We start from the raw sequence: 26,987 nt of genomic DNA, 5'->3' as shown, positions 1-26,987 counted from the left end.
TCCCGTATGAACCCCCCACAGTCTGCGGATGCCGTCACGATCCTGCTCGTCGAGCCGAACGAAGGGGACGCCAGACTGTTCTCGGAGTCGTTCGAAGACGCGGGCATCGCCTGCGACGTCAACACCGTCTCCGACGGCGAGGCGGCGCTCGATTTCGTCTACGGACGCGGCGAGTACGCCGATCGTCCCGACCCGGACCTGGTGTTGCTCGATTTCCACCTGCCCGGGATCAGCGGCGCGGACGTCCTCTCGGAGCTGAAGTCCGAGCCGGAACTCCGCCGGATCCCGGTCATCGTGATGACGAGTTCCGACGCGGAGGAGGACATCGCCCGCTCGTACGACCTCCACGCGAACGCCTACGTCCAGAAACCGGTCGAACCCGAGGAGTTCGTCGACCTCGTCAGTTCCTTCGAGGAGTTCTGGCTCACCTTCGTGCGGCTCCCCTCGAAGTGACGGCTCCGACGACGACGGTCAGGACTCGAGCAGTGCCGGCAGATCGTTGACCGACGTCAGGACCGCGCTCGCGCCCTCGCGTTCGTACTTCCGGCGACCCTCCTCGCCGGTGAGGCCGCCGGTCAGGACGCCAACGCCGCGGTACTCCCGGTCCGGGTCCGCCTCCGCGGCGTTGACCGCGGTCCGGACGTCGTCGAGCGTGTCGCCGACGAACGCGACCGCGTCGGCGTCGAACCGCTCTGCGAGCGTCGTCAGCGCCCGCGGGTGGGGCTTCCCTTCCTCCCAGTCGTCCATCGTGAACCGGTGTTCGAGGGGCACCTCCGACTCGAGTCCGACGCGCTCGAGCGCGATCTCGGCCTCCGCCTCGGGGCGGCCGGTCAGGATCCCGACGTCGTACTCGGCGAGCAGTCGCTCGCGAGCCTCGTCCTCGAGCAGAACCGGTTCGTCGTGGATGAAGCCCGCGTCCTCGGAATCGATGTCGTCGTCGAACTCGCCGCCCTCGAGCCCCCGGTAGAGTTCGGGGCCGAGGTAGAGTTGCTGGAAGACGTCCCGGAGCCGTTCGCGATCCCAGCGATCAGTCACGCGCTGAGTGGCTCGCGCGCCGATCCCGTCGCGGACGGCGGTCTCGGCCGCCTCGAGGCCGCCACCCTCCGCGGCGATGTGGTCGGTGAATTCGTCGATCGAGGCGTCGTACCCCTCCTCGGTCGCCAGGACGTACAGCGCAGCCGCGTAGGTCAGTTCCCAGTCGTTGTTGAACCCGCCCGCGTCCTTGAACGGCTGGACGTCCTCCTTGCGGATCGTCCGGCCGTAGACGTGCTCGACTGACTCGAGGATCGCGCGCCGGTAGGAGTCGGCGACGTCGACGAGCACTCCGTCGACGTCTAACACGACGGCGTCTGCGTTCATACGGCCACGAACGAGCCGGCGGGAATAAAGGCGGTCGATTTGGGGCGCGGACAACAGCGAGCGCTTCCCCAGCGATTCGTTCGCCGCCAGCTACCCGCCGCCGGAACCCGGCCCCTCCCGGGCGACGTACAGCGTCCCCTCCCGGATCGTCTTCCGCTCGACCGGAACCGCCGGTTGGTCGCCGCCCAGCGTCGTAAACAGCAGGTCCGCGTCGACCTCGCGGGCGACCTCGAGCGCGGGCCGGTGGAGTTCGGGCGGCAGGTTCCGGGCGTAGACCGCGTCGGCGCCCGCGTAGACCGCAGGGTCGGGGTCGACGACGTCGTCCTCGACGAACCGGACGCCGTCCGGGACCGCCCGCGGGTGGACGTCGGTCGCCGTCACCGCCACCCCCTCGCGGACGAGGGTCGCGGCCAGTTCGGTGCGGCGACCGATCCCCACCTCGACCACCCGATCGTACGCGAGCAGGTAATCGATCATTGACTCGAGATTTCGGCGAGAGTGGGACACGGCGGGACGTTTATGGTATCGCCGCCCATAGCAGTTGCCATGCTCGTCGACATCGTGCCGGTCGGTAACGTCACCGCCGAGGTCAAGCGGGCGGCCTCGTCGGCGTTACGATCGGTCTACGACTGCGAGGTGACGATCAACGACTCGCAGTCGGTTCCAAACGGTGCCTACGACTCCGGCCGGAACCAGTACTCCGCGGAGACGTTCATCCAGCTCGCCGAACGCGTCGGCCGCGGCGACAAGAACATCGCGATCACGCCACACGACCTCTTCTATCGCCGGCGAAACTACGTCTTCGGGCTGGCCTACCTCGACGGCAGCGGGAGCGTGGTCTCGACCTACCGGCTCCAGACCTCGAGCGACGGCGGCTTCTCGAACAAGAGCGCAAGCGAGATCTTCGAGAACCGCGTCCGAAAGGAGATCGTCCACGAGATCGGCCACACCTACGGGCTGGAACACTGCGACAACAACCGCTGCGTGATGAACTTCTCGCCGACCGTGCGCGAGGTCGACATCAAAGAGGAGAACCTCTGTGGGAGTTGCCAGCGACTGATCGGCTGACTGGCTCACCGGCTGACTGGCTCACCGGCTGACTGGCTCACCGGCTGACTGGCTCACCGGCTGACTGGCTCACCGCCCGACTGGCTCACCGCCCGACCGTTCGACCAGTTGTCCTTACCACCACCGCAAGAAACTGGCGAGGTCCCGGACTCGGGACTCGGACACGAGACTCGCACACGAGACGGCGAAACGAACGGAACCGTCGAAAACCGGAACGCAAACGCAGACGCAGACGCAGATGCGAACGCGAACGCGATGTCGCCCCGCAGCGACTCAGGGCGCGTAGTAATACTCGCCCTGCGATTTCTGTTCCTTGTCCAGCTGAGAGCCGGGCTTGTTGATCCGCGGCCGCGACGTGCGGTCGTCGCGCCGGAACGTAACGTCGAGGTTCGCCAGGAACTCGTTCATGCCGTCACGCATCGACTGCGGCGGGGTCGCACGACCCTCGACGGCCGGTTCGCCGTCGAAAACCATCAGCCGGTCGGCCAGCAGGTCGATCGTGTAGATGTCGTGGTCGATGACCATCACCGTCGCGTCCTGCTGTTCGGCGTACCGGCGGATCGCGCTCGTGGCCTGCACCCGCTGTTCGACGTCCAGGTGCGCGGACGGTTCGTCGAGCAGGTAGAGATCGGCGGAGTCGGAGAGACAGGCCGCGATCGCCACCCGCTGGCGCTCCCCGCCGGAGAGATCCGAGAGGTTCTGTTCCATGATCCGCTCGAGCTGGAGCGGCTGGGCGATCTCGGTGTTCCAGTACGAGGAGCCGAACTGGTCCGTGATCGAGGAGAGGAAGGCGTCGACCCGCATGTGCTGGTCGATCGTCACGTACTGTGGCTTGTACGAGATGTCCAGATCGAGATCGGTCTCGCCTTCGTCGGGCTCTAAGTTGCCCGTCAGGAGATTTGCGAAGGTCGATTTCCCGATCCCGTTCGGCCCGACGATCCCCAGTACCTCGTTCTCGCGGATCTCGCCGCCCTCGACCTCGAGGGTGAACTCGCCGTCGCCGTAGCTCTTGGTGAGGTCGGGGTAGTCGACGAGGACGTCGCCGTGGGTAGCCGTCCGGGGCGCGTGCTCCTGGAACTCGATAGGATCCTGGCGGATCCGCATGTTCTCGTTGTCGAGGTAGCCCGCGAGGTACTCGTTGATTCCGTTACGGACGGACTTGGGCGACGTGATGACACCGTAGGCCCCGGGCTCACCGTAAGCGACGTGGAGCGTGTCCGCGACCAGATCGAGGATCGCGAGGTCGTGTTCGACGACCAGCATCGACTTGCCCTGTTCCTCGGCGAGTTCGCGGATCAGCCGCGCGGCCGTGACCCGCTGGCCGATGTCGAGGTACGGCGTGATCTCGTCGAGGAAGTAGAAGTCCGTATCGCGGACCAGCGTCGCCGCGAGCGCGACCCGCTGGAGTTCGCCGCCCGAGAGGTCCTCGATCGACTGCTCCATGACCGGACCCAGCGAGAGCCGTTCGGCGATCTCCTCGAGTGCGCCGCGTTCGTCCGTGCTCTCGAGCAACTGGCGGGTGTTGCCGTCGAACTGGTTCGGGATCTGGTCGACGTACTGGGGCTTGCGGGCGACGGTGATCTCTCCGTCGCGGACGTCCGCGATGTAGTCCTGGATCTCGGTGCCGCGGTACTCCTCGAGCACCTCGTCCCAGCCCGGCGGGTCGTCGTGACGGCCGAGGTTGGGCTCGAGTTCGCCCGCGAGGATACGGACCGCGGTGGTCTTCCCGATCCCGTTCGGACCGAGGATACCCGTCACCTTGCCTTCCTGTGGCGCGGGCAGCCCGTACAGCGAGAAGGCGTTCTCGCCGTAGCGGTGGGCCGGATCGTCCCCCAGTTCCTGTGGGAGGTTGATGATCTCGATGGCGTCGAAAGGACACTTCTCGACGCAGATGCCACAGGTCTCGCCCAGACAGATCTCCTCGGAGATACGGACCTGTTCGGGCTGACCCTCGTCCGTCTCCTCCCCCCGGAGAGTGATACACTCCTTGCCGGTCCGGTTGGGCGGACAGTAGTTCTTGCACTCGTAGCTACACCGATCGGGCTGGCACCGCTCTAGGTCTACGACGGCGATACTATCGTCAGCCATGGTTAGAGCTGGGCCTGGAACTGGGCGGTCAGGAGGATCCCCCAGACGACGAACCAGAACGAGAACGTCATGAACGTGATGAACAGGTAGTGTTTCACGCCGAACTCGTCGTCCTCGTAGAGACCCGAGTACTCGATCAGCGGGAACTGGACGAGGATCGCCCCGACGACGATCGCCAGCGCCCGGGAGTCGGTCGCTGCTTCGACTGGCGGCAGATCGCCCGTGAGGGCAAACGACGCCAGCGCCGCGCCGACGCCGAGCAGCGCGGACAGCGCGGTCACGCTGACCGAGCGGATGTGCTCGCGTCGGTCGCTAATCGATTCGGTCGACATGGACGTGACTCTGTCGTCGGTGGTGAAAAGGGGTTCGGGTTCGGGATCCAGGCGACGGCTCGAGTCGAAGACCAGCGGGCGGAGGAAAGATCCCTACTCGAGGCTCCGGCGGAGAGTGGTTGTCGGTCCTGGCGTATGTCTCCCTAAAAGGAAATATTATCATGGTCGTTGCTGAACGTCCGGTCATGGAGACACCACTCGTCGTCACGGACTTCCTCGAGCAGGCTCGCAACCACTACGCCGACGAGGAGGCGGTCGTCGGGGCCGACGGCGACCGCTTTACCTACGCCGAACTCGGAGACCGCGTCGACCGGTTCGCCGCGGCGCTCCAGGAGCGGGGGATCGAGAAGGGGGACCGCGTCGCCGTGCTGGACCCGAACACCCACTATCACCTCGAGGCGGCCTACGGAGCGATGAGCATCGGCGCGGTGTTTACGCCGCTGAACTACCGGCTCACGTCCGACGACTACGAGTACATCCTCTCGGACGCGGGCGTCGACGCCATCTACGCCGACTACGAGTACGCAGAGAAGGTCGAGGAGATCCGCGACGAGGTGCCGACGGAGACGTTCATCACCAACGATACGGAACGCGTCGACGGCGAGTGGGAGTCGTTCGACGTCGCGATCTCCGATACCGATCCCGACTACGACGAACCGGAGATGGCCGAAGACGAAATCATCACGATCAACTATACCTCGGGAACGACGGGTGATCCGAAAGGCGTCTGTCGCACCCACCGGACGGAGACGATCCACGCCTACCTGATGTCGATCTACCACGAGATCACGAGCGACGACACCTACCTGTGGACGCTCCCGATGTTCCACGTCAACGGCTGGGGCCACATCTACGCGGTGACAGGGATGGGTGCAACCCACGTCTGTACGCGTGGGGTCAACGCCGACGAGGTCGTCGACGCGATCCGCGAGGAGGACGTCTCCTTCCTCTGTGCCGCGCCGGCAGTGCTCAACCAGTTGATCGACTACTACGAGAACAACGACCAACCCGAGATGAGCGGCGCGAACCAGGTCCGGGTGACGACCGCCGGAAGTGCGCCGCCAGAGGCGACGATCCGGGCGGTCGAGGACGAGTTCGGCTGGTACCTGAAACACCTCTACGGGGCGACCGAGACCGGCCCGCTGATCACGATCTCCGACGCCAAGCGGCTCATCGACGACGAGAACCGCTTCGAGATCAAGAAACGACAGGGGATAGGCGTGCTCGGGACCGAGGTCCGGGTCGTCGACGAGGACGGTAACGACGTCCCGCAGGACGACGAGACGCTGGGCGAGGTCGTCGTCCGGGGCAACCAAGTGATGGACCACTACTGGAACAAGCCCGAACAGACCGAGGAGGCGTTCAACGACCGGGTCGAGGGCTACTACCACATGGGCGACCTCGCGACGGTCGACGAGAACGGCATGATCGCGCTCCGGGACCGCAAGAAGGACATCATCATCTCCGGCGGCGAAAACATCTCGAGCATCGAACTCGAGGACGCGCTGTTCGACCACGACGCGGTGGCCGACGCGGCGGTGATCCCCGCGCCGAGCGAGGAGTGGGGAGAGACCCCGAAGGCGTTCGTCGTGCCATCGAACGGCGATGCGGAGAACCCGCCGGTGTCGGCCGAGGAGCTAACCGACTACACCCGCGAACGGCTCGCGAGCTACAAGGTCGTCCGCCGCGTCGAGTTCGTCGAGGAGCTACCCAAGACGGCCACCGGAAAGACCCAGAAGTACGAACTTCGCAAGCGTGAGTGGGAGGACGAGGACCGGATGATCGGCGAAGGATAACGGAGTCCGGCCGCGACCCGTTGTTCTCGCCGTCTCTCCACCGGACGATCCTGACTAGGTAGTCAAATGCGTATTTCGTCCGTCTCGACGCCACACAATACATTTTAACTCCGCCAGATTCACGGAATTTTGTACGAAAGACGCTGGTAAGGCTCAAGCTTTATACTCCTGGGACCTTTCGAAACGTAATATGGCAGAGACTGACGGGGAGGAAATCGAGGACTTACCTCCAAGTGCGAAACTCGTTTTCAAGGTACTCGAGTACGACGGGCCCCTGACGCAGAAACAGATCGTCGAGGAATCGATGCTTTCGGCCCGGACCGTTCGATACGCGCTCGAGCGACTCGAGGAGATCGGCATCGTCGATGAGGACATCTACTTTGCGGACGCGCGACAGAGTCTCTACCGGCTCGAAGAACCGGTCGCTGCGGACGGCAACGGCGTCGACGAGTCGCCGAAGAAAGACGCCTGCTGCGCGGAGTGAGCCTCCCGACCCGACGCTGAATCGTCCCGGCGATGCCGGTCACGAACCGGGAAACGGACAAACGGCAGGATTATTTTCCAGCAGTAACCGTTCCCGATCATGGACAAGGAACGGTTACCGCGGTGGGGATGGCTGCTGGTGGGACTGTTCGCCGCGTCGCTCGTCGCGCAACTGGTCAACGCGGTGTTGATCTCCCAGGGGATCCTTCCGGAACGGTACCAGGTCATTACCATCATCACGGCGATGTCGCCCGTGCTGATCTACGTCGGGGTCTGGTACGACGAGGACCGACAGCACTACTGGGAGAACCCGCGCGAACGCATCGTCGGCGACGTCGCGTTCGTCCTCGTCGGTGCGGCCGTGGGGTCGTCGATCGCACTGGTCGCGATCATCGATCTGGGAACCTGGCGACTGCTGCAGGAACTGGTCGCGATGGCGGCCGGATTCCTGCTCTCGTGGGGCCTGTTCTGGTGGCGCAATCCGGATCTGTACACGATGGACACCGACGGCTAGGCGGTCTTCGTTTTCCGTTGCGGGTCTGCCCGCGTCTCCCGCCGACCGGAGGGCGATCCCGGCGGACCGCCACCGGAAACTTGAGCTACCCACCGCTAAAGCGGTGGGATTCAGCGTGGACTCCCGTTCTGGCCACTAGCAGTGGCAGGAGAGTAGCCTCCGTTCACGTTCAACATCCCGCTGTTCAAGCGCACGCCCAAGGGTGCGCCTCCGTCGCCCCCAGTTTGGTTGCGACGGAGATACCGTAACCCGATGTTTTTCGCGGCGTTGTAGTCGGCGTGGTTCTCGTACCCGCACTTCAGGCACTCGAAGTCTTCGTCCTCGCGGTTGTCGGGATGGGTGAACCCGCAGTGAGAGCAACGCCGACTCGTGTTCTCAGGGTCAATCTGCTCCACAGAGATGCCGTATTCTTCGGCTTTGTATTCGACATACTCGTAGAGACGGTCGAACGCCCACTTGTGCCCCCACGATGCACCAGTCCGCTCACGAATGTCGGTCAAATCCTCGAACGCAATCACAGAACACCCATTCTCGCGGGCTTCCGCGATCAATTCGTTGCTGATGCGGTGGAGCATCTGCTTGAACCGTCCTTTCTCTTTCCGTCCAACGGCTTGGATGTTCTCGTGCGCCCATCGCGTCCCGCACTGTTGGAGTGAGCCACGCCGCTTTTCGTACTCACGCCTCCAGTGGTCGAACTTGTCGCCCATCCAGAACGTGCCCGTCGAAGCGACGGCGAGGTTGTTCACGCCGAGGTCAACCCCAAGAACCGTTCCGTTCTCGGTGGTCGCCTGTTCCGACGTGTCAGACTCCACGTCCTTCTTGCAGTGGATGTGAAGCACCCAATCGCCGTCTTGGTAGTGCAGTTCCGCACCCGTGGTTTCGTACTCATCGGAAAACAGGTATTCCGAGTGCGGCGTGTCGCTATCCTCATCGGGCAGTACGTAGTCGGCTTCGATGCGACCGTCTGTGGTGGCGAGGCTCACGTAGTCGTCGTGGAACGTCGCAGTGCGTTTGTCGTAGACAACGTGCGGACTGGTGAACGTGGGTTTTGATGCCTTCTTACCTCGCTTCCAGCGTTCGACGACGCTTTTGCAGGCTTCAGCGGCCTTGTTCCGAGCGGCTTGCACCAGTCCACCGTTGAAGCCGTCCGTTTTCTCGCGCACGTCATCGTAGGTTTCGTCGTCCAGCGCGGTTTTGCTGGTGGTGACGTACTCGCCTTGGAAAGCGTGGTCAACAACATACTGTGCCGACCAGAGGAACGTGTCTACGGTGTCTTCGAGGAGTGCGGCGTCGTCACTGTCCACGTCGAGCGCAACGGGGACAGTACGCCGCACCTCCATATCTTATATGTAGGGCAGATGTTTCTTAAACGTTGGGGGAGTCGGCCTGTTACTGGAGCGTGGTTGATTCCCAGTTGTCGGCTTCATCCCACGGCTAAAGCCGTGGGTTTTCGCCTCGTACTTTCTATAACACCGCCGATACGTTTACCGGCCTCGAGTCGGAGTTGCTACCATGGCACCGACGACGGTCAACGTCGCCGTCGGCGCGTTGTTCGCGCTCGCGTTGCTGGGTTCGGCGTTCGATCGCCGGTCCGTCCTCGTCGTCGCCGTCGCCGCGGCGGTTCCCGACCTCGACGCGGTTCTGGGCCTCGCGGTTCCGGGCGCGACCAACGCCGCTTTCCACACGCTGTTGCTCCCGGGCGCGGTGTTCGTCGCCCTCTACTGGGATACCCGCTACCGTGATCCCGACCGATCGTGGCTCCGCCGACGGTGGGGCTGGGACGGCGTCCGCGTCGCCTGGGTCGCGCTCGCTGCCTACGCAGTCGCCGGAATCGGTCTCGATCTGTTCGGGCCCGGCGGCGTGAACCTGCTCTATCCGGTCCACGACCGGTTCTACGCGGTCGTCGGCCGACTCCTCCTGTCGACCCACGAGGGCGTGATCCTGACGTTCGTCGAACGCGGCGAGGGTCTGCTGTGGCTGTCTTCGCCCGGCACGACCGCCAACCACCACGTCGAGACCTGGGTGAACCCGACGCCCGGACCCGGACTCGAGACGGGCATCGAACGGCGACTCACGATCGTCGAGTCGGGCTGGCAACTGACCGTCGTCGGGGCTGCGGTGGCTGCCGTCGCTGTTCGATTCCACCTCTCGGGAACGGCGGGTGAGCGGTGATGCCGTCGACGACCGTCCACGCCGGCTTCGCACTCCTGCTCGCAGCGGGGCTGTGGCGAGGCGTGCTCGATCGACGGGTCGTCGCCGTCCTCCTCGCTCTGGTCGCTTTCCCCGAGATCGACTCTGCTGCCGGGCTGTGGTTAGACGGTGCCCACCGTGCCCTGTTACACAACCTGACTCTCCCGTTGCTGGCCGGCCTGTGGCTGTACTGGGACACCCGCTACCGCGACTCCGAGCGGTCGTGGCTCCGCGGCCGATGGGGGCAGCGAGGCGTTACTGTGGCGTGGGTCGCCCTGTTCGTCCACGTCTTCGCCCACGCGCTGCTGGATTACGCCCATCTCGAGGGGATCAACGCCTTCTATCCTGTCTACGATCGGTTCCTCCGCCTCGAAGGGGAACTCGCCCTCTCGACGACCGATGGGATCGTCCAGACGTTCGTCGACGTCGACGTCGGCGCCGACGGCGGCGAGGTGACGGACGTGGGGGCGACGGGGACGACCGCGGACACGCACGTCGCCAACCCGGTCGAACCCTCGGACACGGTCGAGGAACCCGACGAACCGGTCGAACGGCTGTTTCCGGTCGCCGAGAGCGGCTGGCAGCTGTTTCTGGTACTGGCGGGTCCGTTCGTGCTGGTCGCTCGTCGGTTCCAGAAGCGACGCGACGAGGCCTGACTCGAGTCGGTGGCTCGGCCGAGTTCAGTCGTGTGAGAGGTACCGGCCGATCGAGTACACGACGGAGGAACTGATCGCCGCCGCGGTGCCGACTGCGATCACGGGGACGGAGAGACCGGTCGCTCCGTAGGGGTTGCGCGGGGCGGCTTCGACGACTGAGGAGAACGTCTCGGGACCGGCGTGGCCGAGCAGGAAGAACCCGACCGTGATCAGGATCGCGAAGCCGCCGGTCGCCAGTCCGAACATCGACGCGACGTCCTCGACGTTCAGTAACGCGTGCACCTGCGACTCCGAGAGCCGGGGTTCCCATCGGCGACGAACGAGAGCCACCGCAACGAGACACGTTGCCGTTGCCAACTCGATGCCGCCGGCGTAGACGCCGACCCAGAGGACAAGCGGCGACGACCACAGGGGATCGCCGCCCGGGAAGCCGGCCTGGACCGAGGACGGATAGGTAGCGACGATCGGAACGACGAGCGCGAGCGCAAACAGGAGGGCGCTCTGGTAGACGAGTTTTTCCGGAATCCGGCGTTTGATCAGCGCGTATCGCTCCACTCGGAGCCGTTCGTACGTCGATTCGCCGAGCAGTGCGTCCGCGATCGGATCGTTCGGATCGGTTGGGGTCATCTGTTCTGAAAGGAATCGCGTCGGGCTATGTATTGGGAGACGAGGACGCTGGATATACGCTACGGTTTTGTACCCATGGTCAACTATCCGGACGTTCAGTCGCTCGTAGGTTGGAGGGGGGGTATCTCGTTAGGCATAACCAGTATATAACAATCGATCGAACATTTATATATGACCACAGCAGTCGGTCCGGAATCCCTGTGGCTGTGGATCGGGACGATAGGAATGACACTCGGCACCCTGTACTTCGTCGGCCGCGGACGCGGCGTTCGCGACGCGAAGATGCAGGAGTTTTACATCATCACGATATTCATTACGGCCATCGCGGCGGTGAATTACTTCGCGATGGCGACGGGCTTCGGCGTCACCGAAGTCATGGTCGGCGACGAGGCGCTCACGATCTACTGGGCGCGATACACCGACTGGCTGTTCACGACGCCGCTCCTGTTGCTCGACCTGTCGCTGCTCGCCGGAGCGAACCGCAACACGATCGCGACGCTGATCGGACTCGACGTGTTCATGATCGGCACCGGCGCGATCGCGACGTTCGCGTCGACTCCCGCGACCCGCATCGCGTGGTGGGGCATCAGCACCGGCGCCCTGCTGGTCCTCCTGTACGTCCTCGTGGGGACCCTCTCCGAGAAGGCCCGAAGCAAGTCCGCCGAGGTCGCGTCGCTGTTCGGCACCCTTCGTAACCTGGTCATCGTGCTGTGGCTCCTGTACCCGGTCGTCTGGATCCTCGGCACCGAAGGAACGTTCGGCATCCTCCCGCTGTACTGGGAGACGGCCGCGTTCATGGTGCTCGACCTCTCGGCGAAGGTCGGATTCGGTGTGGTCTTGCTCCGCAGCCGCTCGGTCCTCGAGAGCGCCGTCACGCCGACGGCCGCACCGAGCTAACGAGCCGGCAACGCCGACCCGACGGCCGGTTCCGCGCCGGCCCTCGCGGGACCGCGAGACCGCGAGACCGCGAAACCGACCCGCGATTCATTTTTTCGGCGACCGAACGTAATCGACGGACAGCGCCGGCGATCACGCTCCCGCGCGACACCAGGATCTCGCACACGTACCTCTTTCTCGTCGGAGCCGCTCGCGGTGCTCGCCTCTCTCCTCGAAAAAGCTACGCTAAAAGCCGTCTACGAGGACGGCACGACCGTAATCGGATCCTTCCGATCGATCGCCCCCTCGAGTTCCTCGGCGATCGCGCTCCCGCGTGACACCTGGATCTCGCCGCCGCGGCTCACCGTCGCGGTGAAGAGGTAGTCGCCTCCGGCCTGGACTTCGACGGTCTCGCCGTGGTTGCCGTCGACGGGGATCACGATGTGTCTGGAGGTCACTTCGGGCGTGACCATCTGTCCGGCCTGACCGCCGGTGCCGCCGTCACCGCTCGCGCCGGCGCCGCCGGAACCAGCGCCGTAGTTCGGGTTCTCGTCGTGAGTCCGTACGTCGATGTCGATCCCCAGGCGGTTCTCGACGTCCGTGATGCGGCCGCCGCCCTTGCCGATGACGCTCGAGATGTCGTCCTCCTCGACGTAGACGACCGCCTTGTCCTGGCTTCGGAGTTCGACGTCGACGTAACCCCGCGCGATCGAGCGGATCTCGCGTTCGATCTCCTGTTTGGCGATGCGGTCGACGCCGGACTCGCTGCCGGGCCCGCCCTCCTCGTCTTTGAGCGGGACGGTGACGACCTGGCGGTTGAACGTGTAGATCTCGTACTCGGGTTCGCCCGTCTCGAAGTTGGTGACCTGGATGACCGGGCGGGCGAGGTCCTCCTCGGTGAGGCCCGCGGGGACCTTGACCTCCGTCCGCACGTCGTAGACGGTCTCGACCTCGCCAGCCTCGATGTAGACGACGGTGTCGACCACCTGGGGGATCATCCCGAGTTCGACGCGGCCGACGAGTCGCTGGAGGGCGTCGATCGGTCGGGTCGCGTGGACGACACCGATCATCCCGACGCCGGCCAGGCGCATGTCGGCGAAGACCTCGAAGTCATTGGTCTTGCGGACCTCGTCGTAGATGGTGTAGTCGGGACGGACCATCAGCAGGGCATCGGCGGTCTTTGCCATCTGCCCGCCGAGTTCCGTGTACTGGGTGATATCGGGGCCGACCTGCAGGTCCCGGGGCTTCTCCATCGTCTTGACCGCGTAGTCGTGGTCCGAGATGAACCGGGCGACCGCCTGCGCGAAAGTCGACTTCCCGGCCCCGGGCGCCCCCGAGATGAGAACGCCGCGCTGGCGCTCGAGCAGCCGTTCTTTCAGCTCCTCGGCGTTCTCGTAGTCCTCGATGTCGGTCTGGGCGATCGGGCGGACCGCGGTGATCTCGATACCGTCCGAGAAGGGTGGCCGGCCGATCGCGATCCGGTAGTCACGGAACTGGACGATCTTCATGCCCGGCTCCGAGAGCTCGAGGAAGCCGTCCGGCGACTCCTTGGCGGCGTCGACGACCTCCCGGGCGTACTCGTCCATCGTCCCCTCGTCGAGGGGATCCTCGGCGATCTTCTGGTAGTGCATGTCGCCGAGTTCGCCCCGCTTGGCCATCGGGACCATCCCGGTCTTGAGGTGGACGCTCATCGTCGAGTCGTCGAAGTAGGTCTCGACGGTGAGCGTGCCGACCTCGACCTCGCGGGTCTCGGGGGAGATATGTTCGACGTCGAGTCCCTTCGCCTCGGCGACCTCCGCCTGGACGACGTCGCTGGTGAGGAAGGTCGCGTCCAGGTCCTCCGCCAGATCGCGGATGATCGCGTCGATCTCGCCCTCGGAGGCGTGACCGCGCTCGATGGCGCTTGGCCGCTCGCCGACGTACTCGAGTTCGATCTCGCCCTCGTCGGCCAGTTCGGCGAGCCGCTGGAGCTCCTCGAGGCCGTCCCAGCCGGTCTCGATGCCGTCGTTGGCCTGCGCCTCGAGTTCCGCGACGACGGCTTCGGGAACCGAGATCGTCGCTCCCTCGAACTGCCCGTCTTCGATCGTCGACGAGACGCGGCCGTCGATGACCACGCTCGTGTCCGGCACGACGTTCATACGCTCACTCGGGTACGTACGCCCATAAGGGTGTTCACGTCGTAAGACGGGGTGCTAGCCCGCTCCGGTCACCGTCGGCCGAACTATCACGTTGTTGGAATCACCGACCAAAATTTAAATCCCGGACCGAACACGTTCTGCCATGAATCCGGAGCAAACGTTCGGCCAGGGTGGGCTGAACGAGTTCCTCGAGGTCGAACGGCTCGTCGACGGGATCGGACTCGACGCCAAAGACGTCGCCTGGCGGAAGGACTTCATCGGATTCGACGAGGCCGACGAACGGCGGCTGGCCGACCTCGAGCCGATGCTGCGCGAGAGCCAAAACGAGATCGCCGACGAGTTCTACGAGAACCTGCTCGAGTACGAACAGGCCCGGGAGGTGATCGAGCGCTCGCCGAAGGGTGTCGAACAGCTCAAGCAAACCCAGCGGGCCTACCTCGTCTCGCTCGCGACCGGCGACTACGACCTGTCGTACTTCCGGAACCGGGCGCGGATCGGCAAGCTCCACGAACTGCTGGACATGCCCCTGAAACAGTACGTGGGACAGTACGGCGTCTACTACGACCTCATCATGCGCCGGGTGAACGACCGCGTCCAGCAGCAGGTCGTCGACGCGATCGAGGAGTGGCTCGCCGACCGCGAGGAGGAGACGGAGGGCGGGCTGGGAGGACTCGTCGCTTCTCTCGGTCTCGGGAACGACGATTCCGGGGTCGACGGAATCGAGGAGACCCTCGAGGACGCCGTCCGCGAGGCGATCGACGACGGGATGCAGGACGTGCTCTCGCTGTTGCGGATCATCAACCTCGACATGCAGATCGCGACCGAGACGTACGTCGACTCCTACGCGCGGGACCTCGAGGAGGCCATCGAGCGCCACGAACGGCTCGCCCGCGACGTCGAAGCCGACGTCGAGAAGCCCCTCGACGAGATCCACGAGGCGAGCGAGGTCGTCGCGCGCCGGGCGGAGGGGATCAGCCAGCACACCGAGAGCCAGGCGGCGAACGTCCAGGAGGCCGCAAGTGAGATCGACGAGGTCAGTGCGGCCGCACAGGAGGTCGCGAGCGTCGCGGCAGAGACCCGCGAGGAGAGCGAGCGAACCGAACGGCTCGCGGCCGAGGGGACCGACGCCGCAGACGAGGCCCTCGCGGAACTCGAGGCGATCGAGGCGGCGACGGATCGGGTTGCGTCGGCGGCGGCGGATCTCGAATCCCGGACCGAGGAGATCGACGAGGCCATCGAACGGCTCGACGCGCTCGCACAGCGGACGACCGTCCTCGCGTCGAACGCGAAGATCGAGTCGACCCGCTCCGGGGCCGACGACGACGCGCTGGCGATCATCGCCGACGAGGTGCGTTCCTTCGCCGAGCAGACCAAGGCCGACGTGGAGGCGATCGAAACCGCCCTCGAGGGCGTCGCAGCGGCGACCGAGGACGCCGTCGAAACGGCCGACGAGACGAGCGAACGCGTCGACCGCGGCGGCGACTGCATCCGGGAGACGGCCGCGTCGCTCGAGGAGATCCACGAGTCCGCCCGGTCGACCGCCGCGGGGATGGACGACGTCGCCGCGGCGGCCGACCAGCAGGCCCGCAGCGTCGAGGCGACCGCCGAGTCGGTCGACGCCCTCTCGCGGACCGCCGAACAGGTCGCCGACGCGGCGGAGTCGGTCGCGGCCGCGAGCCAGGAACAGACCGCGAGCCTCCAGAAGGTGAGCGAGGCCGTCTCGCGGCTGACCGACGTCGACACGGTCGACCGGGAACCGGTGTACGAACGTGTCGCCGAGGGCGGGGACGGGGCCGAACGGCGAGCGTAGCCGACGCGAACGCGCCGGTGCAATCAACACGCGGGACGCCGAACCGTGGTCCATGGACGCGAACGCAAGCGTCGTCGACCTGACCCGCGAGTTGGTCTCGATCCCGAGTTACGACGACGAGACCGCCGCGGGCGATTTCCTCGAGGAGTGGCTGCGACGGGAAGCCGACGCGGAAACGACGATCACTCGCGACGAGGTCGGGAACGTGATCGCGAGAAAGGGTGCTGCGGGCGGGGAGACGCTCGCGCTGGTCGGCCACCACGACGTGGTCGAACCCGCCGCGTCGCAGGTCACGAGCGACGACGAGTACGCCGTCGAGGAACGCGACGGGCGGCTCTACGGCCGCGGGACCGCGGACATGAAAGGCGCCGTCGCGGCCGCCGCGCTCGCGTTCGTCGAGGCCGACCCCGGCGGCGAACTCGTCTTCGCCAGTTTCGTCGGCGAGGAGGTCGGCGGCGTCGGCGCGCGACACGCAATCGACGAGGGATTCTCACCCGACTACGCCGTCGTCGGCGAGGGGTCGACCGGCTACTCGAGTCCGGGCGTCACCGACGTCGCCGTCGCCCACAAGGGTCGACGCGGGAGTACGATCACGGCGGTCGGGACGGCCGCCCACGCCAGCGAGGCCGACGCCGGCGAGAACGCCGTTTACCGGGCGACCGACGCCGTCTCCGTGGTTCGGGACCTCGAGCCCCCGGCGGTAGAGGTGGCCGGCGAGCGACTCGAGGGGAGCGTCGTCGTCACCGAAGTCGAGGGCGGGACGGCGATGAACGTCGTCCCCGACCGCTGTGAGATCACGGTCGACGAACGGACGGTGCCCGGCGAGCGCGCGCCGCTCGAGCGCGTCGAGGGGATCGAGGGCGTCGCGTGGACCGTCGACCAAGACCTGCCGCCGATACGGTGCGGCGACGAGGCGTTCGCCGAGGCCGTCCGCGAGGCGGCCGACGCGGCCCAGTCGGGGACGCCCGAACGCGTCGTGAAACCCCACGCGACCGACGCCGGCTGGCTCTCGACGGCCGGCACGGAGTGTGTCGTCTGTGGCCCCGCCGAACCCGGCGAGGCCCACACCGACGGCGAGAGCGTCTCGATCGACGTGCTCGAACGCTGCCGGGAGACGTACCGGCGGGTAGCGGAGGGGTGGACGGGCGGGTAAGGGAAGGGGCCGCCGCGGCGACGGCCTGGTTACAGCCCCGGGACGCCGACCGCGTTGAACCCGGTGATCCCGACCGCTGCGAGCGCGTAGAGCGCGACCAGGACGGTCACCCACGCGAGCAGGCCGATCATCGTGGCGGCCGTCCAGTCGCCCGGGTACCGGACGTTTATCACTGCGACGTATGCGAGCAGGGCGAGCAACGGCCCCAGAAGCGGTATCCAGCCGACGAAGAAGCCGACGATCGCCCAGACGATCGCGCCGATCAACGCGGTGACGATCGCGTGATCGTAGTCACCCGCGCCGACGATCACGCGCGCGCCGACGTAGATGCCGAGCGCGCCGATGAGCAGGCTAGCGACGAAGACGATGATCGATGCGACGACCATGTGTAGAACTCGTCAGCCGGAGCGAACAGTTCACGGCTTGCACCTTCTCGTCGGATTTTACCCGTGGCCTCGAGCCGTTCCGCGAACCGCTCGAAGACGCCCGGAACCAAGACGTTGATGACAGTTCATCCAATACATCCGACGATGGCAACCGATCAGGCCGAGCCCGAAGGGGACGGAACCGAAGACGCCTACGAACGGTTCGAGGAGCGCGTCCAGCGCATCTCGAACGTCTCGAACGCTGCCGGCGTCCTGCGGTGGGACCAGGAAGTCGTCATGCCCGAGGAGGGGACGCCCGCACGGGCACAGCAGCTCTCGACGCTGTCCTCGCTCGAACACGAACTGCTGACCGCCGACGAGACCGGCGACCTCCTCGAGACCCTCGAGGACGCGGAGCTCTCGGACGAGCAGGAGGCGGTCGTCCGAGAGGTCCGCCGCCAGTACGACCGCGAGACCAGTGTCCCGGCGGAACTCGTCGAGGAGATCTCCGAGACGACCGCCAACGCCCACCCGAAGTGGAAGAAAGCCAAGGAGGAAGACGACTTCGAGGAGTTCGCGCCCGTCCTCGAGAAACTCGTCGACCTCAAGCGGGAGTACGCCGAACACGTCGATCCCGACGCCGATCCCTACGCGGTCCTCTTCTCGGAGTACGAGCCGTACCTCGATCTCGAGACCGCCGAGCGCGTCCTCGAGCGGCTCCGGGACGAACTCGTCCCGCTGATCGACGAGATCGACGCGAGTGACGTCGACCTCGCGACCGACGCGTTCGCTGGCCAGTTCGACGACGACGACCAGGAGGCGCTGGCCCGCGACGTCCTCGACTCGCTGGGCTACGACTGGGATCGCGGCCGTCTCGACACCGCGCCCCACCCGTTCTCCTCGGGGACGCAGTTCGACGCCCGCGTCACCACGCGGTTCGACGAGGAGGACCTGCTGGGCTCGATCACGTCGACGATCCACGAGTTCGGCCACGCCAACTACACGCTCGGCCTGCCCGACGACGGCTACGGGACGCCGCTTGGCGAATCCCGCGACCTCTCGGTCCACGAGTCCCAGTCGCGGCTCTGGGAGAACCACGTCGGTCGCTCCCGGCCGTTCTGGGAGGGCTTCCTGCCGACCGCCCGCGAGCGGTTCCCCGAACTCGAGGACGTCACGCCCGAAGAAGCGTACGAGGCCGCCAACCAGGTCTACGACGACAACCTCATCCGCGTCGAGGCGGACGAACTCACCTACCACCTCCACATCGTCATCCGGTTCGAGATCGAACGCGAACTGATCTCGGGCGACCTCGCGGTCGAAGACGTGCCGGAGGTCTGGAACGACAAGTACGAGGAGTACCTGGGCGTCCGTCCCGAGACCGACGCGGAGGGCTGTCTCCAGGACATCCACTGGTCGCACGGCTCCTTCGGCTACTTCCCGACGTACTCGCTGGGTTCGGTGCTCGCGGCGCAGCTGTACGCCGCCGCCGAGGACGAGCTGGGCGACCTCTCCGAGGACGTCCGCGAAGGCGAGTTCGACGAGCTCAACGGCTGGCTCCGCGAGAACGTCCACCAGCACGGCTGTCGGTACACCACGCCCGAACTGATCGAACGCGCGACCGGGGAGCCGTTCACCGCGGACTACTTCCTCGAGTACGTCGACGAGAAGTACGGCGAGCTATACGACCTCTCGTAAGGTAATTCGGTCGCCACCGCGCGTTCTCGCCGAGCCGTTCGTCAGTCGCCCCTACCCGAGGATTTAGTATCGTTCCGCCTTTCGAACCGAAACATGGCAACTGCTGACGAGGGCCACGACATCGAGAGTGCGCCCGACGCGTACCGCGACCTCCTCGAGCGCTCCGAGAAGCTGACGAACCTCCGGATGGCGTCGATGGCGCTGGGCTGGGACCAGCGCGTGATGATGCCCGAGGGCGGGACCCCCGCCCGCGCGGGCCAGCTCTCGACGATTTCGGGCGTGAGCCACGACCTGCTCGTCGACGACGACGTGGGGGAGTGGCTCGAGGAGCTATCGTCGGCCGACTTGACCGACGAGCAAGCGGCCGTCGTCCGCGAACTCCGGCGGGAGTACGAGCGCTCCGCGGAGGTGCCGTCGGATCTCGTCGAACGGCTCGCGGCCCACCAGGCCGAGGCCCAGCAGGTCTGGCAGGAGGCGAAAGCCGAGGACGACTTCGAGCACTTCGCGCCCGCCCTCGAAGAGCTTCGGGACCTCCACCGCGAGCGGGCGGCGGCGATCGACCCCGACGCGAACCCCTACCGGGTGCTCTACGAGGACAGCCAGCCGTACCTGCCGCTCGAGACCGTCGAGGATATCTTCGACGAACTCCGCGAGGGGCTGGTCCCGCTGATCGAGGCGATCGAGGAGGACGGCCGGGAGCTCCCGTCGGTGTTCCGCGATCCGGAGTACACCTACGACGAGGCGGATCAGATGGCCCTCTCGGAGGAGGTCGTCGACCTGCTGGGCTACCCCGAGGAGCACGGCCGCCTCGATACCGCACCCCACCCGTTCATGTCGGGCAATCAGTTCGACGCGCGGATCACCACCCGCTTCAGGGAGGACGACCCGATCGACGCGCTGACGGCGACGGTCCACGAGTTCGGCCACGCGAGCTACCAGCTCGGGCTGCCGAAAGCGGAGTACGGCAACCCGCTCGGCCAGTCCCGGTCCTCCGGCGTCCACGAGTCCCAGTCGCGGTTCTGGGAGAACCACGTCGGCCGCACGAAGCCGTTCTGGGAGCTGTTCCTGCCGCGGATGAAAGAACACTTCCCGCACTTGGAGGACGTCACCGTCGACGAGGCCTACGCGGCGGTCAACCGGATCTACCCCGAGAACCTGATCCGGGTCGAGGCGGACGAACTGACCTACCACCTCCACATCATCCTCCGGTGTGAGATCGACCGGGCGTTCGTCGAGGGCGACCTCGACGTCTCGGAGATCCCCGAGGTCTGGAACGAGAAGATGGAGGAGTACCTGGGCGTCCGCCCCGAGACCGACGCGGAGGGCTGTCTCCAGGACACCCACTGGTCGAGCAGTTTCGCCGCCTTCCAGGGGTACACCGTCGGCAGCGTCCTGGCCGCACAGCTAGACGCCGCGATCCGGGAGGACTTAGACGTCGACGGTCTCGTCCGCGAGGGCGAGTTCGAGCCGATCTGGGAGTGGATGACCGACCACGTCCACCGGTACGGGCAGCGGTACCCGACGGAGGAACTGATCGAGGTCGCGACGGGCGAACCGCTGACCGCCGATTACTTCCTCGAGTACGTCGAGTCGAAGTACGGCGAGCTATACGACCTCGACGGCTACTGAGCCGCGTTCCGGCCGCGGGTCGCGGAGCCGACTCGAGTCCACGACGGGTCGAAACCGCTACCCGGAGCCGCAAAACCTTATGCTGCGGGTCGGTCTTGTACGCACATGGACACGAGCCACGATCGGGACCTTCTCGAACACGTCCTCCTGCCGGTCGCACACCCGGACGACGCCCGCCAGTCGGCGAAGGCCCTGGCGCGGTACGACCCCGGCCGCGTGACGACCCTGCACGTCGTCGAGAAGGGGGGCGGCGTCCCCGACAAGACGCCGGTCGAACAGTCCGAGGAGATCGCCGCGGAGTCGTACGCCGCCGTCCGGGAGGTGTTCCCCGACGCCGGCGAGCACACGGCCTACGCCCGGAACGTCGTCGGCGCCATCCTCGAGGCCGCCGACGAGGTCGGCGCGAGCGCCATCGTCTACCGCTCGCGCGGCGGCAACCGACTGATGCAGTTCCTCTCGGGGGACCTGTCGCTGAAACTGGTGACCAAGGCCGACCGGCCGGTCGTCGCGCTCCCGACCGCCGAGGACGACTGACCGTCGACCGCCCCGGGGACTGCACGGCTCGGTCGACGTCCGTTCGGCTCGAGCGAGGTCCTCCCGAAACCGATTAGGGCCGCGACGCGGTCGTTCCACTCGATGACACGACCCAGCGACGGCACCCTCGAGCGAAGCGTCGCGATCGTCACGGGCGCGAGTTCGGGCATCGGCGCGGCGACCTGCCGCCGGCTCGCGGCCGCGGGAGCGAACGTCGTACTGGCGGCCCGCAGCGAGGATCGGCTGACGGAACTGGCGACCGAACTCGAGGCCGAACACGGCGTCGAGACGCTGGTCGTTCCCACGAACGTTCGGGAAGAGGACGAGGTCGACGCGCTGATCGACGAGACGGTCGCGACGTTCGGCGGCATCGACGTGCTGGTGAACAACGCCGGCCTCTCGCGGGGCAGCGACGTCGCCGAGATGACGACCGAGGAGTACGAGACGATGCAGGAGACCAACGTCGACGGCGTCTTCTACGCGACGCGGGCGGCGATCCCCCACGTCCGCGAGCGCGACGGGCACCTGATCTTCGTCGGGAGTTTCGCCGGCCAGTACCCGCGGTCGTTCAACCCCGTCTACGCGGCCTCGAAGTGGTGGGTTCGCGGGTTCGCCAAGAGCGTCGCCGCACAGGTCGGCGACGACGACGTCGGCGTCACGATCGTCAACCCCGCCGAGGTCCGTTCGGAGTTCGAGACCACGGACGGGAAGACCTTCGCCGAGCACTTCGAGACGGGCGAGGCGAGCGAACCCGAGGAGGTCGCCGACGCGATCGTCTTCGCCGCGAGCCAGGAGGGCTCGAGCGTGAGCGAACTCGATATCAACCGCCGGGACAAGTTCGCGGACGGGTTCTGATCGGCGGAGAGTCCGTTCGCCCGATATACCCCGACCCTGGATCTGCCGGCATGGTACTCAGGAGCCGTCGTCGCCACGACTCGAGTATGCGCGTCTCCATTCCAGGCGTTCCGGGCCTCTACTACGACACCGATGCGGGAACGACGGCGATCGCGACGGTCTTCTCCGCGGCGGGTCGCCGAGCGCCGAAGCCCCAGGGATACGCACTGCAGGTCCTGCCGTACCTCTGGTCGTTCGACGTGGACCTGCGGGAAGTGCCCAACGAGCACCCGATCCAGTACCTCCACCCGGAAGGAGCACGAAGCCCCGGCGAGTTGCCCTCCGGGGTGGCCCGCGACCTCGGGGCCGGTCCAGCGATGGCCGCGGGTGACCTGTCTCCCGAGTACGACCGCGACCGCGACCGCGACCGCGGCCACGACCACGAGCACGATCATACCCACGACTCCGAACTCGAACCCGAACCTGAATCCGGCCCCGAACCCGACCGCGGACACGGACCCGGACGCAGCGCCGTCGGCTCCGCCGGCGCGGAACTCGAGTCCGTGTTGCGGTTCGTCTGGGAGGTCAACCGCGAGGTCGAGTCGGCCGCGAGCCGAATGCTCGGCCGGTCCGAGGACCACGACGGCGTCGTGATCGAGATCCAGGAGGGAAGCGTCAACGTCGACGGCGACGAACTCGAGACCGACGAGTTCGACGTCGACGACGGCCCGGACGGATCGGACCTCGACGCCGATCCGGACTCGAACGCGGACGCCGATCGATACGACACCGGCGGCGAGCGATAGCCCGCGCCAACCACTCCGGCGTTTGTTTCACTATGACAATGATTTTGTCCGTCGGCGTCCAACCGGGGCTCATGCGCGTCGTTACCACGCTCCCGTCGGCGACGGAGATCGTCGCCGCGCTCGGGCTCGAACCCGTCGGCGTCTCTCACGAGTGTGACTTTCCCCCCGAGGTCGAATCGCTGCCGTCAGTTACCCGGTCGCGCATCGAGTCGGCCACCTCGAGCGGGGAGATCGACCGACAGGTACTCGAGACGACGGCGGACGAGGACGGCGTCTACGAGGTCGACGTCGCCACACTCGAGCGGCTGGACCCCGACCTGATCGTCACCCAGGGGATGTGCGACGTCTGTGCGGTCGACGAGGCCGTCGTCGCCGACGCCGTCGCGGAGATCGACGCCGATCCGGAACTGCTGACCACGGACCCCCACAGCGTCGAGGACGTCCTCGCCGACGTGGAGCGCATCGGCGCGGCGACGGGCCGCGAGGAGCGCGCCCGCGAGGTCCGGACGGAACTCGAGGAACGGATCGCCGCCGTCAGGGACCGCACCGCCGGGCTGGGCCTCGAGAGCGAGGAGCGCCCGCGGGTCGCGATCTTCGACTGGACCGACCCGGCGATGATCGCCGGCCACTGGACGGCCGAACTCGTCGAGTGGGCCGGCGGCGAGTACGGCCTGGCCGAGCCGGGCGAGCGGTCCCGGCCCCGCGAGTGGGACGAAATCCGCGATTACGACCCCGAGGTCGTGATCGTCGCCCCCTGCGGGTTCGACCTCGAGCAGACGGCCGCGAACCGGACCGACCTCACCGAACGCGAGGGATGGACGGACCTGACGGCCGTTCGGGAGGGCCGGGTCTGGGCGATGGACGGCGACCACTACCTCAACCGGCCGGGCCCGCGGCTGGTGGACACGCTCGAGGCGCTCGCGCCGATCGTCCAGCCGGGACCGGGGGACGTCGGGCCGCCGACGGAAGTCGCGAGACCGTTCGACGACCTCGACGACCTGGAGTCGCGCACCCTCGCGCCGGCCGACTCGGGGTCGCGAGGGGAGTAACCGTCCGACCCTCCCGCGAGCCGACGCTGGCCTCGAGGGGGTCGGGGATCAGGAGCCGTCGTTTTCCTCTTGCTCTCGTTCTTGCTCTCGTTCTCGCTCTCGCTCTCGTTCTTGCTCTCGTTCGAGTTCGTGTGCCTGCTGGCGGATCTTCGCGGCCTCCTCGCGCAGCTCCGTGATCTCGTCTTCCAGTTTCTTCCCGACGAGGTACTCGAAGTCGTCGGGCATCAGCCCGCGCTGGATGTCGATCGTGACCATCGCGTCGCAGTCCTCGACGATCTCGGGCGCCCACGATCCCTGGGCGAGCTTCGACTCGTCGGAGACGACCGCCTCGCCGTCCTCGACGTCGATGAACGCCGTCACGGTGTTCCAGATCCCCGGATCGCTCGTCGTCGCCTCGTCGTACAGGCCCTCGAGTCGGGTGTCCCTGACGGGCTCGTCCCGGAGTTCGACGATCAGGTCCTCGAGCCCACTGGCGATCCGTTCGAGTTCGTCGGCCTCTTCCCGGAGTTCGTCGGGGCCGGGGTCGCCCACAGCGGCCGTCATCGTCGCCACACCCCCTCGGGTTCGTTCGCGTCGTCGGTCATGGACGGAGGTAACCGCCTCGGCACCGTAAACGTACGCTTTGGCGAGGGCCGATCGCGTCACGGGAGTCAGCCCGCCGACGTCTCCTCGAGGTCGAGGACGTCCGGAACCCACCCACGGTTCGGGTCTTCCGTGCGACCCATCCAGTCGACCAGTCGCTCGCGCATCGCCGCCCGGACGTCCGCGTAGTCGGGGTGATCGATCAGGTTCTGTAGCTCCGCCGGATCGGCCGCGAGGTCGTACAGTTCGTCGACGTCCGGCCCGTTGTAGACGTACTTGTACCGGTCGGTGCGGACCATCCGCTGGCTGTAGAGGCCGAACTCGTCGCCGTGGTACTGGGCGAAGACGGAGTCCGGCCACTCGCCGTCGTCGGGGACCGCCCCACCGTTCTCGAGCAACGGGCGGAGGCTGCGAGCGTCGAACTCCCCGGGAACCGAAACGCCGGCCAACTCGAGGAACGTCGGTGCCAGGTCGTGCAGGAGGACGGGGGCCGCACGGACCGACCCCGGGTCGATCTCGCCGGGCCACCGTATCTGCAGCGGGATCCGGTAGGTGTCGTCGTACATCAGCGGCCCCTTGTTGAACTGGCGGTGACCCCCGGCGAAGTCCCCGTGGTCGGAAGCGTGAACGACGACCGTCCCGTCGGCCAGGCCGTACTCGTCGAGCGCCTCGAGGACCCGTCCGAGTTGGTCGTCGATCAGCGTCACGAACCCCCAGTACTTCGCGATGGCTTCGGCCCATAGCTCCCGGTCGAAGCCGGCGACGCCCCGGTAGTGGAGGTAGTTCTCGTGGACCTGTGGCTTCCCGTCGAAGGTCTCGGCGTAGCTGTCGGGTAGTTCGACCTCGTCGGGATCGTACATCGAGGCGTACGGTTCGGGGACGACGTAGGGGTGGTGGGGCCCGTAGAAGTCGGCACGGTGGAAGAACGGGCCGGGGTCGCCGTCCCCATCAGCGTGGGACTCGAGCGCCTCGATCGTCCGCTCCGCGAGGAACCAGGCGCGGGTCTCCTCGACGTCGACCGGCGTCGTCGCCGCGACGAAGGTTCCCTCGCTGCCGTCCCGCGGGTCCTCGCCCGTGTAGAGTTCCTCCTCGAGGTCGACCTCCCCTACGGGAGTGCCACGCTCCCGCCGGTACTCGCGGAACGCGTCGTCGATGTCGTCGTGGTGGACGTCGCTGCCGCCCAGATAGGAGAAACCGAACGTTTCGGGCGTCTGATCCCGGCCGACGTGCCACTTCCCCGTGTACGTGCAGTCGTAGCCGTTCGCGTCCAGCAGTTCGGAGAACGTCGGGATGTCGGCGGGCAGGTTCGGTCGGATGGCATCGTCCTCGTGGCAGTTGTTCAGCATCCCGTGGCCGTGGGGGAACTGGCCGGTCAGCAGCGACGCCCGGGCGCTCGAGCAGATACTGATCGGGGTAAAGGCCCGCTCGAACCGCAGTCCTTCACTCGAGAGCCGGTCGATCGCCTCGGTTTCGACCGGCGGGCCGTCCGGGGCCGAGAGGTCGTATCGCTCCTGGTCCGTGAGCACGAGTAGAACGTTCGGGCGGGTGTCGGGGTCGGAATCGGCCATCGGGCGTCGTACACCGGCCCCGTAGTTAACGGTGGGCCCGGATCACGACGCGTTTTCCGGCCCGCGGTCTCCGTCCCCGTTAGCGTCTCCGTCCCGGTCAGTATCGGCATCGGCCTCCTCGAGATCGGCACCCACCGTCGACCCGACGAGCCGCGAGAGCCCGCGGTGGAGCCGCCGGGAGATCGCCCGCTGGCTGAGCCCGAACTCCGCCGCCAGTTCGGTCTGGGTGACCCCCCGGGGCTGGCGGAAGTAGCCCGCCTCGTAGGCGCGGCGGACGGTCTCGCGTTGCTCGTCGGTCAGTTCGTACCCGCCATCGGTACCGGCTTCCGTCCCCGTCTCCGCGGCCGTATAGATCCTGTCGACCGTGATCGAGACGTCGTGCTCGCGGCAGTACTCCCGGAACCGACTCACAGCGGCCCGCTCGCCGAATCGGATGGCGACGCGCCATCCCTCCTCCGTCCCCCGCCCGCGGAGGATCGTCCCGCCGATTTCGGTGACGCCGCGGACGAACCCCTCGATCTCCGCGTTCCACCGCGCCCGGTACAGCCGGCCCTCGTCGGTCCGGGAGACCTCCTCGAGTTCCCGGACCGCGCGACGTTCCCGGAGATCGGACTCGAAAGCGTCGCGCTCCGTCTTCCCCCACACCCAGAAGAAGGGGAGGGCCGTCTCGTCGGTCGGGACGATCCGCTCGAGTTCGACCCGGCGCGACGGCTCGCGTTCGATCGCGACGCCGAGCGGGAACGCCGCTAACGGAAGGCGAAACTCGAGTATCGTCGACATATCGGTCCTATCGGTGTGATCGGAAAATATTCTGTGCCTGTACCGATCGGTCGCC

Annotated in this window: 27 protein-coding genes; 16 read left to right on the top strand and 11 right to left on the bottom strand. The window is 66.6% G+C overall.

Going from position 1 to position 26,987, the window contains the following annotated elements:
- The first annotated feature begins 6 nt into the window (after positions 1-6).
- Complete coding sequence (locus BM113_RS05150) at positions 7-453, top strand: response regulator (protein ID WP_089785964.1); 447 nt, start codon at positions 7-9, stop codon at positions 451-453.
- A gap of 18 nt (positions 454-471) precedes the next feature.
- Here BM113_RS05150 and BM113_RS05145 read toward each other — a convergent pair whose 3' ends face one another.
- Together BM113_RS05145 and BM113_RS05140 are read right to left on the bottom strand one after the other, a co-directional pair.
- The gene (locus BM113_RS05145; RefSeq protein WP_089785962.1) at positions 472-1,359 is read right to left on the bottom strand and encodes a TIGR01548 family HAD-type hydrolase; all 888 of its coding nucleotides are present in this window, start codon (positions 1,357-1,359) and stop codon (positions 472-474) included.
- Positions 1,360-1,449: 90 nt separating this feature from the next.
- Entirely contained in the window at positions 1,450-1,866 is a 417-nt protein-coding gene (locus BM113_RS05140) for a UPF0146 family protein (protein ID WP_177209102.1), read from the bottom strand.
- 39 nt (positions 1,867-1,905) lie between these two features.
- On the opposite strand from BM113_RS05140, the gene BM113_RS05135 reads away from it, so the two are divergent.
- The gene (locus tag BM113_RS05135; protein WP_089785958.1) at positions 1,906-2,427 is read left to right on the top strand and encodes an archaemetzincin family Zn-dependent metalloprotease; all 522 of its coding nucleotides are present in this window, start codon (positions 1,906-1,908) and stop codon (positions 2,425-2,427) included.
- 273 nt (positions 2,428-2,700) lie between these two features.
- On the opposite strand, the gene BM113_RS05130 is transcribed toward BM113_RS05135, so the two are convergent.
- Both BM113_RS05130 and BM113_RS05125 read right to left on the bottom strand, forming a co-directional pair.
- The gene (locus tag BM113_RS05130) at positions 2,701-4,515 is read right to left on the bottom strand and encodes a ribosome biogenesis/translation initiation ATPase RLI (protein WP_089785956.1); all 1,815 of its coding nucleotides are present in this window, start codon (positions 4,513-4,515) and stop codon (positions 2,701-2,703) included.
- A gap of 2 nt (positions 4,516-4,517) precedes the next feature.
- A complete protein-coding gene (locus BM113_RS05125) occupies positions 4,518-4,847 on the bottom strand; it encodes an EMC6-like membrane protein (RefSeq protein WP_089785954.1) in 330 nt (109 codons plus the stop codon).
- A 185-nt stretch (positions 4,848-5,032) separates the two neighbouring features.
- On the opposite strand from BM113_RS05125, the gene BM113_RS05120 reads away from it, so the two are divergent.
- The 3 genes from BM113_RS05120 to BM113_RS05110 all read left to right on the top strand — a co-directional run bounded on the left by BM113_RS05120 (position 5,033) and on the right by BM113_RS05110 (position 7,640).
- The gene (locus tag BM113_RS05120) at positions 5,033-6,643 is read left to right on the top strand and encodes a long-chain-fatty-acid--CoA ligase (protein ID WP_089785952.1); all 1,611 of its coding nucleotides are present in this window, start codon (positions 5,033-5,035) and stop codon (positions 6,641-6,643) included.
- 190 nt (positions 6,644-6,833) lie between these two features.
- The gene (locus BM113_RS05115; protein WP_007140198.1) at positions 6,834-7,127 is read left to right on the top strand and encodes a MarR family transcriptional regulator; all 294 of its coding nucleotides are present in this window, start codon (positions 6,834-6,836) and stop codon (positions 7,125-7,127) included.
- Positions 7,128-7,226: 99 nt separating this feature from the next.
- On the top strand, positions 7,227-7,640 hold the full coding sequence (locus BM113_RS05110; protein WP_089785950.1) for a hypothetical protein: 414 nt from the start codon (positions 7,227-7,229) through the stop codon (positions 7,638-7,640).
- Positions 7,641-7,750: 110 nt separating this feature from the next.
- Here the strand turns inward: BM113_RS05110 and BM113_RS05105 are convergent, their stop codons facing one another.
- A complete protein-coding gene (locus BM113_RS05105) occupies positions 7,751-8,980 on the bottom strand; it encodes an RNA-guided endonuclease InsQ/TnpB family protein (RefSeq protein WP_089785948.1) in 1,230 nt (409 codons plus the stop codon).
- 172 nt (positions 8,981-9,152) lie between these two features.
- On the opposite strand from BM113_RS05105, the gene BM113_RS05100 reads away from it, so the two are divergent.
- Complete coding sequence (locus BM113_RS05100) at positions 9,153-9,812, top strand: metal-dependent hydrolase (protein ID WP_089785946.1); 660 nt, start codon at positions 9,153-9,155, stop codon at positions 9,810-9,812.
- Entirely contained in the window at positions 9,812-10,486 is a 675-nt protein-coding gene (locus tag BM113_RS05095) for a metal-dependent hydrolase (protein ID WP_089785944.1), read from the top strand. The genes BM113_RS05100 and BM113_RS05095 overlap by 1 nt, the downstream gene beginning before the upstream one ends.
- 24 nt (positions 10,487-10,510) lie before the next feature.
- Here the strand turns inward: BM113_RS05095 and BM113_RS05090 are convergent, their stop codons facing one another.
- Entirely contained in the window at positions 10,511-11,113 is a 603-nt protein-coding gene (locus BM113_RS05090) for a hypothetical protein (protein WP_089785942.1), read from the bottom strand.
- A gap of 171 nt (positions 11,114-11,284) precedes the next feature.
- Here BM113_RS05090 and BM113_RS05085 point away from each other — a divergent pair, with 171 nt between their 5' ends.
- Entirely contained in the window at positions 11,285-12,010 is a 726-nt protein-coding gene (locus BM113_RS05085; protein ID WP_089785941.1) for a bacteriorhodopsin, read from the top strand.
- A gap of 236 nt (positions 12,011-12,246) precedes the next feature.
- On the opposite strand, the gene BM113_RS05080 is transcribed toward BM113_RS05085, so the two are convergent.
- Complete coding sequence (locus BM113_RS05080) at positions 12,247-14,127, bottom strand: PINc/VapC family ATPase (RefSeq protein ID WP_089785939.1); 1,881 nt, start codon at positions 14,125-14,127, stop codon at positions 12,247-12,249.
- Between the two features lie 142 nt (positions 14,128-14,269).
- Between BM113_RS05080 and BM113_RS05075 the strand changes: the two genes are divergently transcribed.
- Both BM113_RS05075 and BM113_RS05070 read left to right on the top strand, forming a co-directional pair.
- Entirely contained in the window at positions 14,270-15,937 is a 1,668-nt protein-coding gene (locus BM113_RS05075) for a globin-coupled sensor protein (RefSeq protein ID WP_089785936.1), read from the top strand.
- A gap of 52 nt (positions 15,938-15,989) precedes the next feature.
- Positions 15,990-17,090 carry a M20 family metallopeptidase gene (locus BM113_RS05070; protein ID WP_089786452.1) on the top strand — a complete coding sequence of 367 codons (1,101 nt, stop codon included), beginning with the start codon at positions 15,990-15,992 and terminating at the stop codon, positions 17,088-17,090.
- Positions 17,091-17,119: 29 nt separating this feature from the next.
- On the opposite strand, the gene BM113_RS05065 is transcribed toward BM113_RS05070, so the two are convergent.
- Positions 17,120-17,476: a hypothetical protein gene (locus BM113_RS05065; protein ID WP_089785934.1), complete on the bottom strand. Its 357-nt coding sequence runs from the start codon at positions 17,474-17,476 to the stop codon at positions 17,120-17,122.
- Between the two features lie 144 nt (positions 17,477-17,620).
- Between BM113_RS05065 and BM113_RS05060 the strand changes: the two genes are divergently transcribed.
- From BM113_RS05060 to BM113_RS05035, 6 genes are all read left to right on the top strand, one after another.
- Positions 17,621-19,150 (top strand): carboxypeptidase M32, encoded by a 1,530-nt coding sequence (locus BM113_RS05060; RefSeq protein WP_089785932.1) that lies wholly within the window; start codon positions 17,621-17,623, stop codon positions 19,148-19,150.
- A 93-nt stretch (positions 19,151-19,243) separates the two neighbouring features.
- Positions 19,244-20,779 carry a carboxypeptidase M32 gene (locus BM113_RS05055; RefSeq protein WP_089785930.1) on the top strand — a complete coding sequence of 512 codons (1,536 nt, stop codon included), beginning with the start codon at positions 19,244-19,246 and terminating at the stop codon, positions 20,777-20,779.
- Positions 20,780-20,884: 105 nt separating this feature from the next.
- Positions 20,885-21,313, top strand: a complete 429-nt coding sequence (locus BM113_RS05050; protein ID WP_089785928.1) for a universal stress protein — start codon at positions 20,885-20,887, stop codon at positions 21,311-21,313.
- Positions 21,314-21,415: 102 nt separating this feature from the next.
- Complete coding sequence (locus tag BM113_RS05045) at positions 21,416-22,168, top strand: SDR family oxidoreductase (protein WP_089785927.1); 753 nt, start codon at positions 21,416-21,418, stop codon at positions 22,166-22,168.
- Between the two features lie 86 nt (positions 22,169-22,254).
- Positions 22,255-22,953: a hypothetical protein gene (locus BM113_RS05040; RefSeq protein WP_089785925.1), complete on the top strand. Its 699-nt coding sequence runs from the start codon at positions 22,255-22,257 to the stop codon at positions 22,951-22,953.
- Positions 22,954-23,024: 71 nt separating this feature from the next.
- Positions 23,025-24,002: a cobalamin-binding protein gene (locus tag BM113_RS05035; protein WP_089786450.1), complete on the top strand. Its 978-nt coding sequence runs from the start codon at positions 23,025-23,027 to the stop codon at positions 24,000-24,002.
- Between the two features lie 48 nt (positions 24,003-24,050).
- Here the strand turns inward: BM113_RS05035 and BM113_RS05030 are convergent, their stop codons facing one another.
- From BM113_RS05030 to BM113_RS05020, 3 genes are all read right to left on the bottom strand, one after another.
- Positions 24,051-24,545 (bottom strand): hypothetical protein, encoded by a 495-nt coding sequence (locus tag BM113_RS05030; protein ID WP_177209101.1) that lies wholly within the window; start codon positions 24,543-24,545, stop codon positions 24,051-24,053.
- A gap of 107 nt (positions 24,546-24,652) precedes the next feature.
- Entirely contained in the window at positions 24,653-26,152 is a 1,500-nt protein-coding gene (locus tag BM113_RS05025; protein WP_089785921.1) for a sulfatase family protein, read from the bottom strand.
- Between the two features lie 42 nt (positions 26,153-26,194).
- Positions 26,195-26,932: a helix-turn-helix domain-containing protein gene (locus tag BM113_RS05020; protein WP_089785919.1), complete on the bottom strand. Its 738-nt coding sequence runs from the start codon at positions 26,930-26,932 to the stop codon at positions 26,195-26,197.
- Between the last annotated feature and the right edge of the window lie 55 nt (positions 26,933-26,987).

This window comes from Natronobacterium haloterrestre, assembly GCF_900112205.1.
GTDB lineage: Archaea > Halobacteriota > Halobacteria > Halobacteriales > Natrialbaceae > Natronobacterium > Natronobacterium haloterrestre.
Note: the sequence above shows the minus strand (reverse complement) of the source record. Positions and strands in the feature narration are given on the sequence as shown.

Coding starts and splice junctions, on each gene's coding strand:
- BM113_RS05020 (WP_089785919.1), bottom strand. CDS start 26,932: ATGTCGACGATACTCGAGTTTCGCCTTCCGTTAGCGGCGTTCCCGCTC.
- BM113_RS05150 (WP_089785964.1), top strand. CDS start 7: ATGAACCCCCCACAGTCTGCGGATGCCGTCACGATCCTGCTCGTCGAG.
- BM113_RS05080 (WP_089785939.1), bottom strand. CDS start 14,127: ATGAACGTCGTGCCGGACACGAGCGTGGTCATCGACGGCCGCGTCTCG.
- BM113_RS05125 (WP_089785954.1), bottom strand. CDS start 4,847: ATGTCGACCGAATCGATTAGCGACCGACGCGAGCACATCCGCTCGGTC.
- BM113_RS05130 (WP_089785956.1), bottom strand. CDS start 4,515: ATGGCTGACGATAGTATCGCCGTCGTAGACCTAGAGCGGTGCCAGCCC.
- BM113_RS05085 (WP_089785941.1), top strand. CDS start 11,285: ATGACCACAGCAGTCGGTCCGGAATCCCTGTGGCTGTGGATCGGGACG.
- BM113_RS05100 (WP_089785946.1), top strand. CDS start 9,153: ATGGCACCGACGACGGTCAACGTCGCCGTCGGCGCGTTGTTCGCGCTC.
- BM113_RS05135 (WP_089785958.1), top strand. CDS start 1,906: ATGCTCGTCGACATCGTGCCGGTCGGTAACGTCACCGCCGAGGTCAAG.
- BM113_RS05035 (WP_089786450.1), top strand. CDS start 23,025: ATGCGCGTCGTTACCACGCTCCCGTCGGCGACGGAGATCGTCGCCGCG.
- BM113_RS05070 (WP_089786452.1), top strand. CDS start 15,990: ATGGACGCGAACGCAAGCGTCGTCGACCTGACCCGCGAGTTGGTCTCG.
- BM113_RS05145 (WP_089785962.1), bottom strand. CDS start 1,359: ATGAACGCAGACGCCGTCGTGTTAGACGTCGACGGAGTGCTCGTCGAC.
- BM113_RS05090 (WP_089785942.1), bottom strand. CDS start 11,113: ATGACCCCAACCGATCCGAACGATCCGATCGCGGACGCACTGCTCGGC.
- BM113_RS05045 (WP_089785927.1), top strand. CDS start 21,416: ATGACACGACCCAGCGACGGCACCCTCGAGCGAAGCGTCGCGATCGTC.
- BM113_RS05025 (WP_089785921.1), bottom strand. CDS start 26,152: ATGGCCGATTCCGACCCCGACACCCGCCCGAACGTTCTACTCGTGCTC.
- BM113_RS05120 (WP_089785952.1), top strand. CDS start 5,033: ATGGAGACACCACTCGTCGTCACGGACTTCCTCGAGCAGGCTCGCAAC.
- BM113_RS05115 (WP_007140198.1), top strand. CDS start 6,834: ATGGCAGAGACTGACGGGGAGGAAATCGAGGACTTACCTCCAAGTGCG.
- BM113_RS05075 (WP_089785936.1), top strand. CDS start 14,270: ATGAATCCGGAGCAAACGTTCGGCCAGGGTGGGCTGAACGAGTTCCTC.
- BM113_RS05030 (WP_177209101.1), bottom strand. CDS start 24,545: ATGACGGCCGCTGTGGGCGACCCCGGCCCCGACGAACTCCGGGAAGAG.
- BM113_RS05050 (WP_089785928.1), top strand. CDS start 20,885: ATGGACACGAGCCACGATCGGGACCTTCTCGAACACGTCCTCCTGCCG.
- BM113_RS05095 (WP_089785944.1), top strand. CDS start 9,812: ATGCCGTCGACGACCGTCCACGCCGGCTTCGCACTCCTGCTCGCAGCG.
- BM113_RS05105 (WP_089785948.1), bottom strand. CDS start 8,980: ATGGAGGTGCGGCGTACTGTCCCCGTTGCGCTCGACGTGGACAGTGAC.
- BM113_RS05055 (WP_089785930.1), top strand. CDS start 19,244: ATGGCAACTGCTGACGAGGGCCACGACATCGAGAGTGCGCCCGACGCG.
- BM113_RS05110 (WP_089785950.1), top strand. CDS start 7,227: ATGGACAAGGAACGGTTACCGCGGTGGGGATGGCTGCTGGTGGGACTG.
- BM113_RS05060 (WP_089785932.1), top strand. CDS start 17,621: ATGGCAACCGATCAGGCCGAGCCCGAAGGGGACGGAACCGAAGACGCC.
- BM113_RS05065 (WP_089785934.1), bottom strand. CDS start 17,476: ATGGTCGTCGCATCGATCATCGTCTTCGTCGCTAGCCTGCTCATCGGC.
- BM113_RS05040 (WP_089785925.1), top strand. CDS start 22,255: ATGCGCGTCTCCATTCCAGGCGTTCCGGGCCTCTACTACGACACCGAT.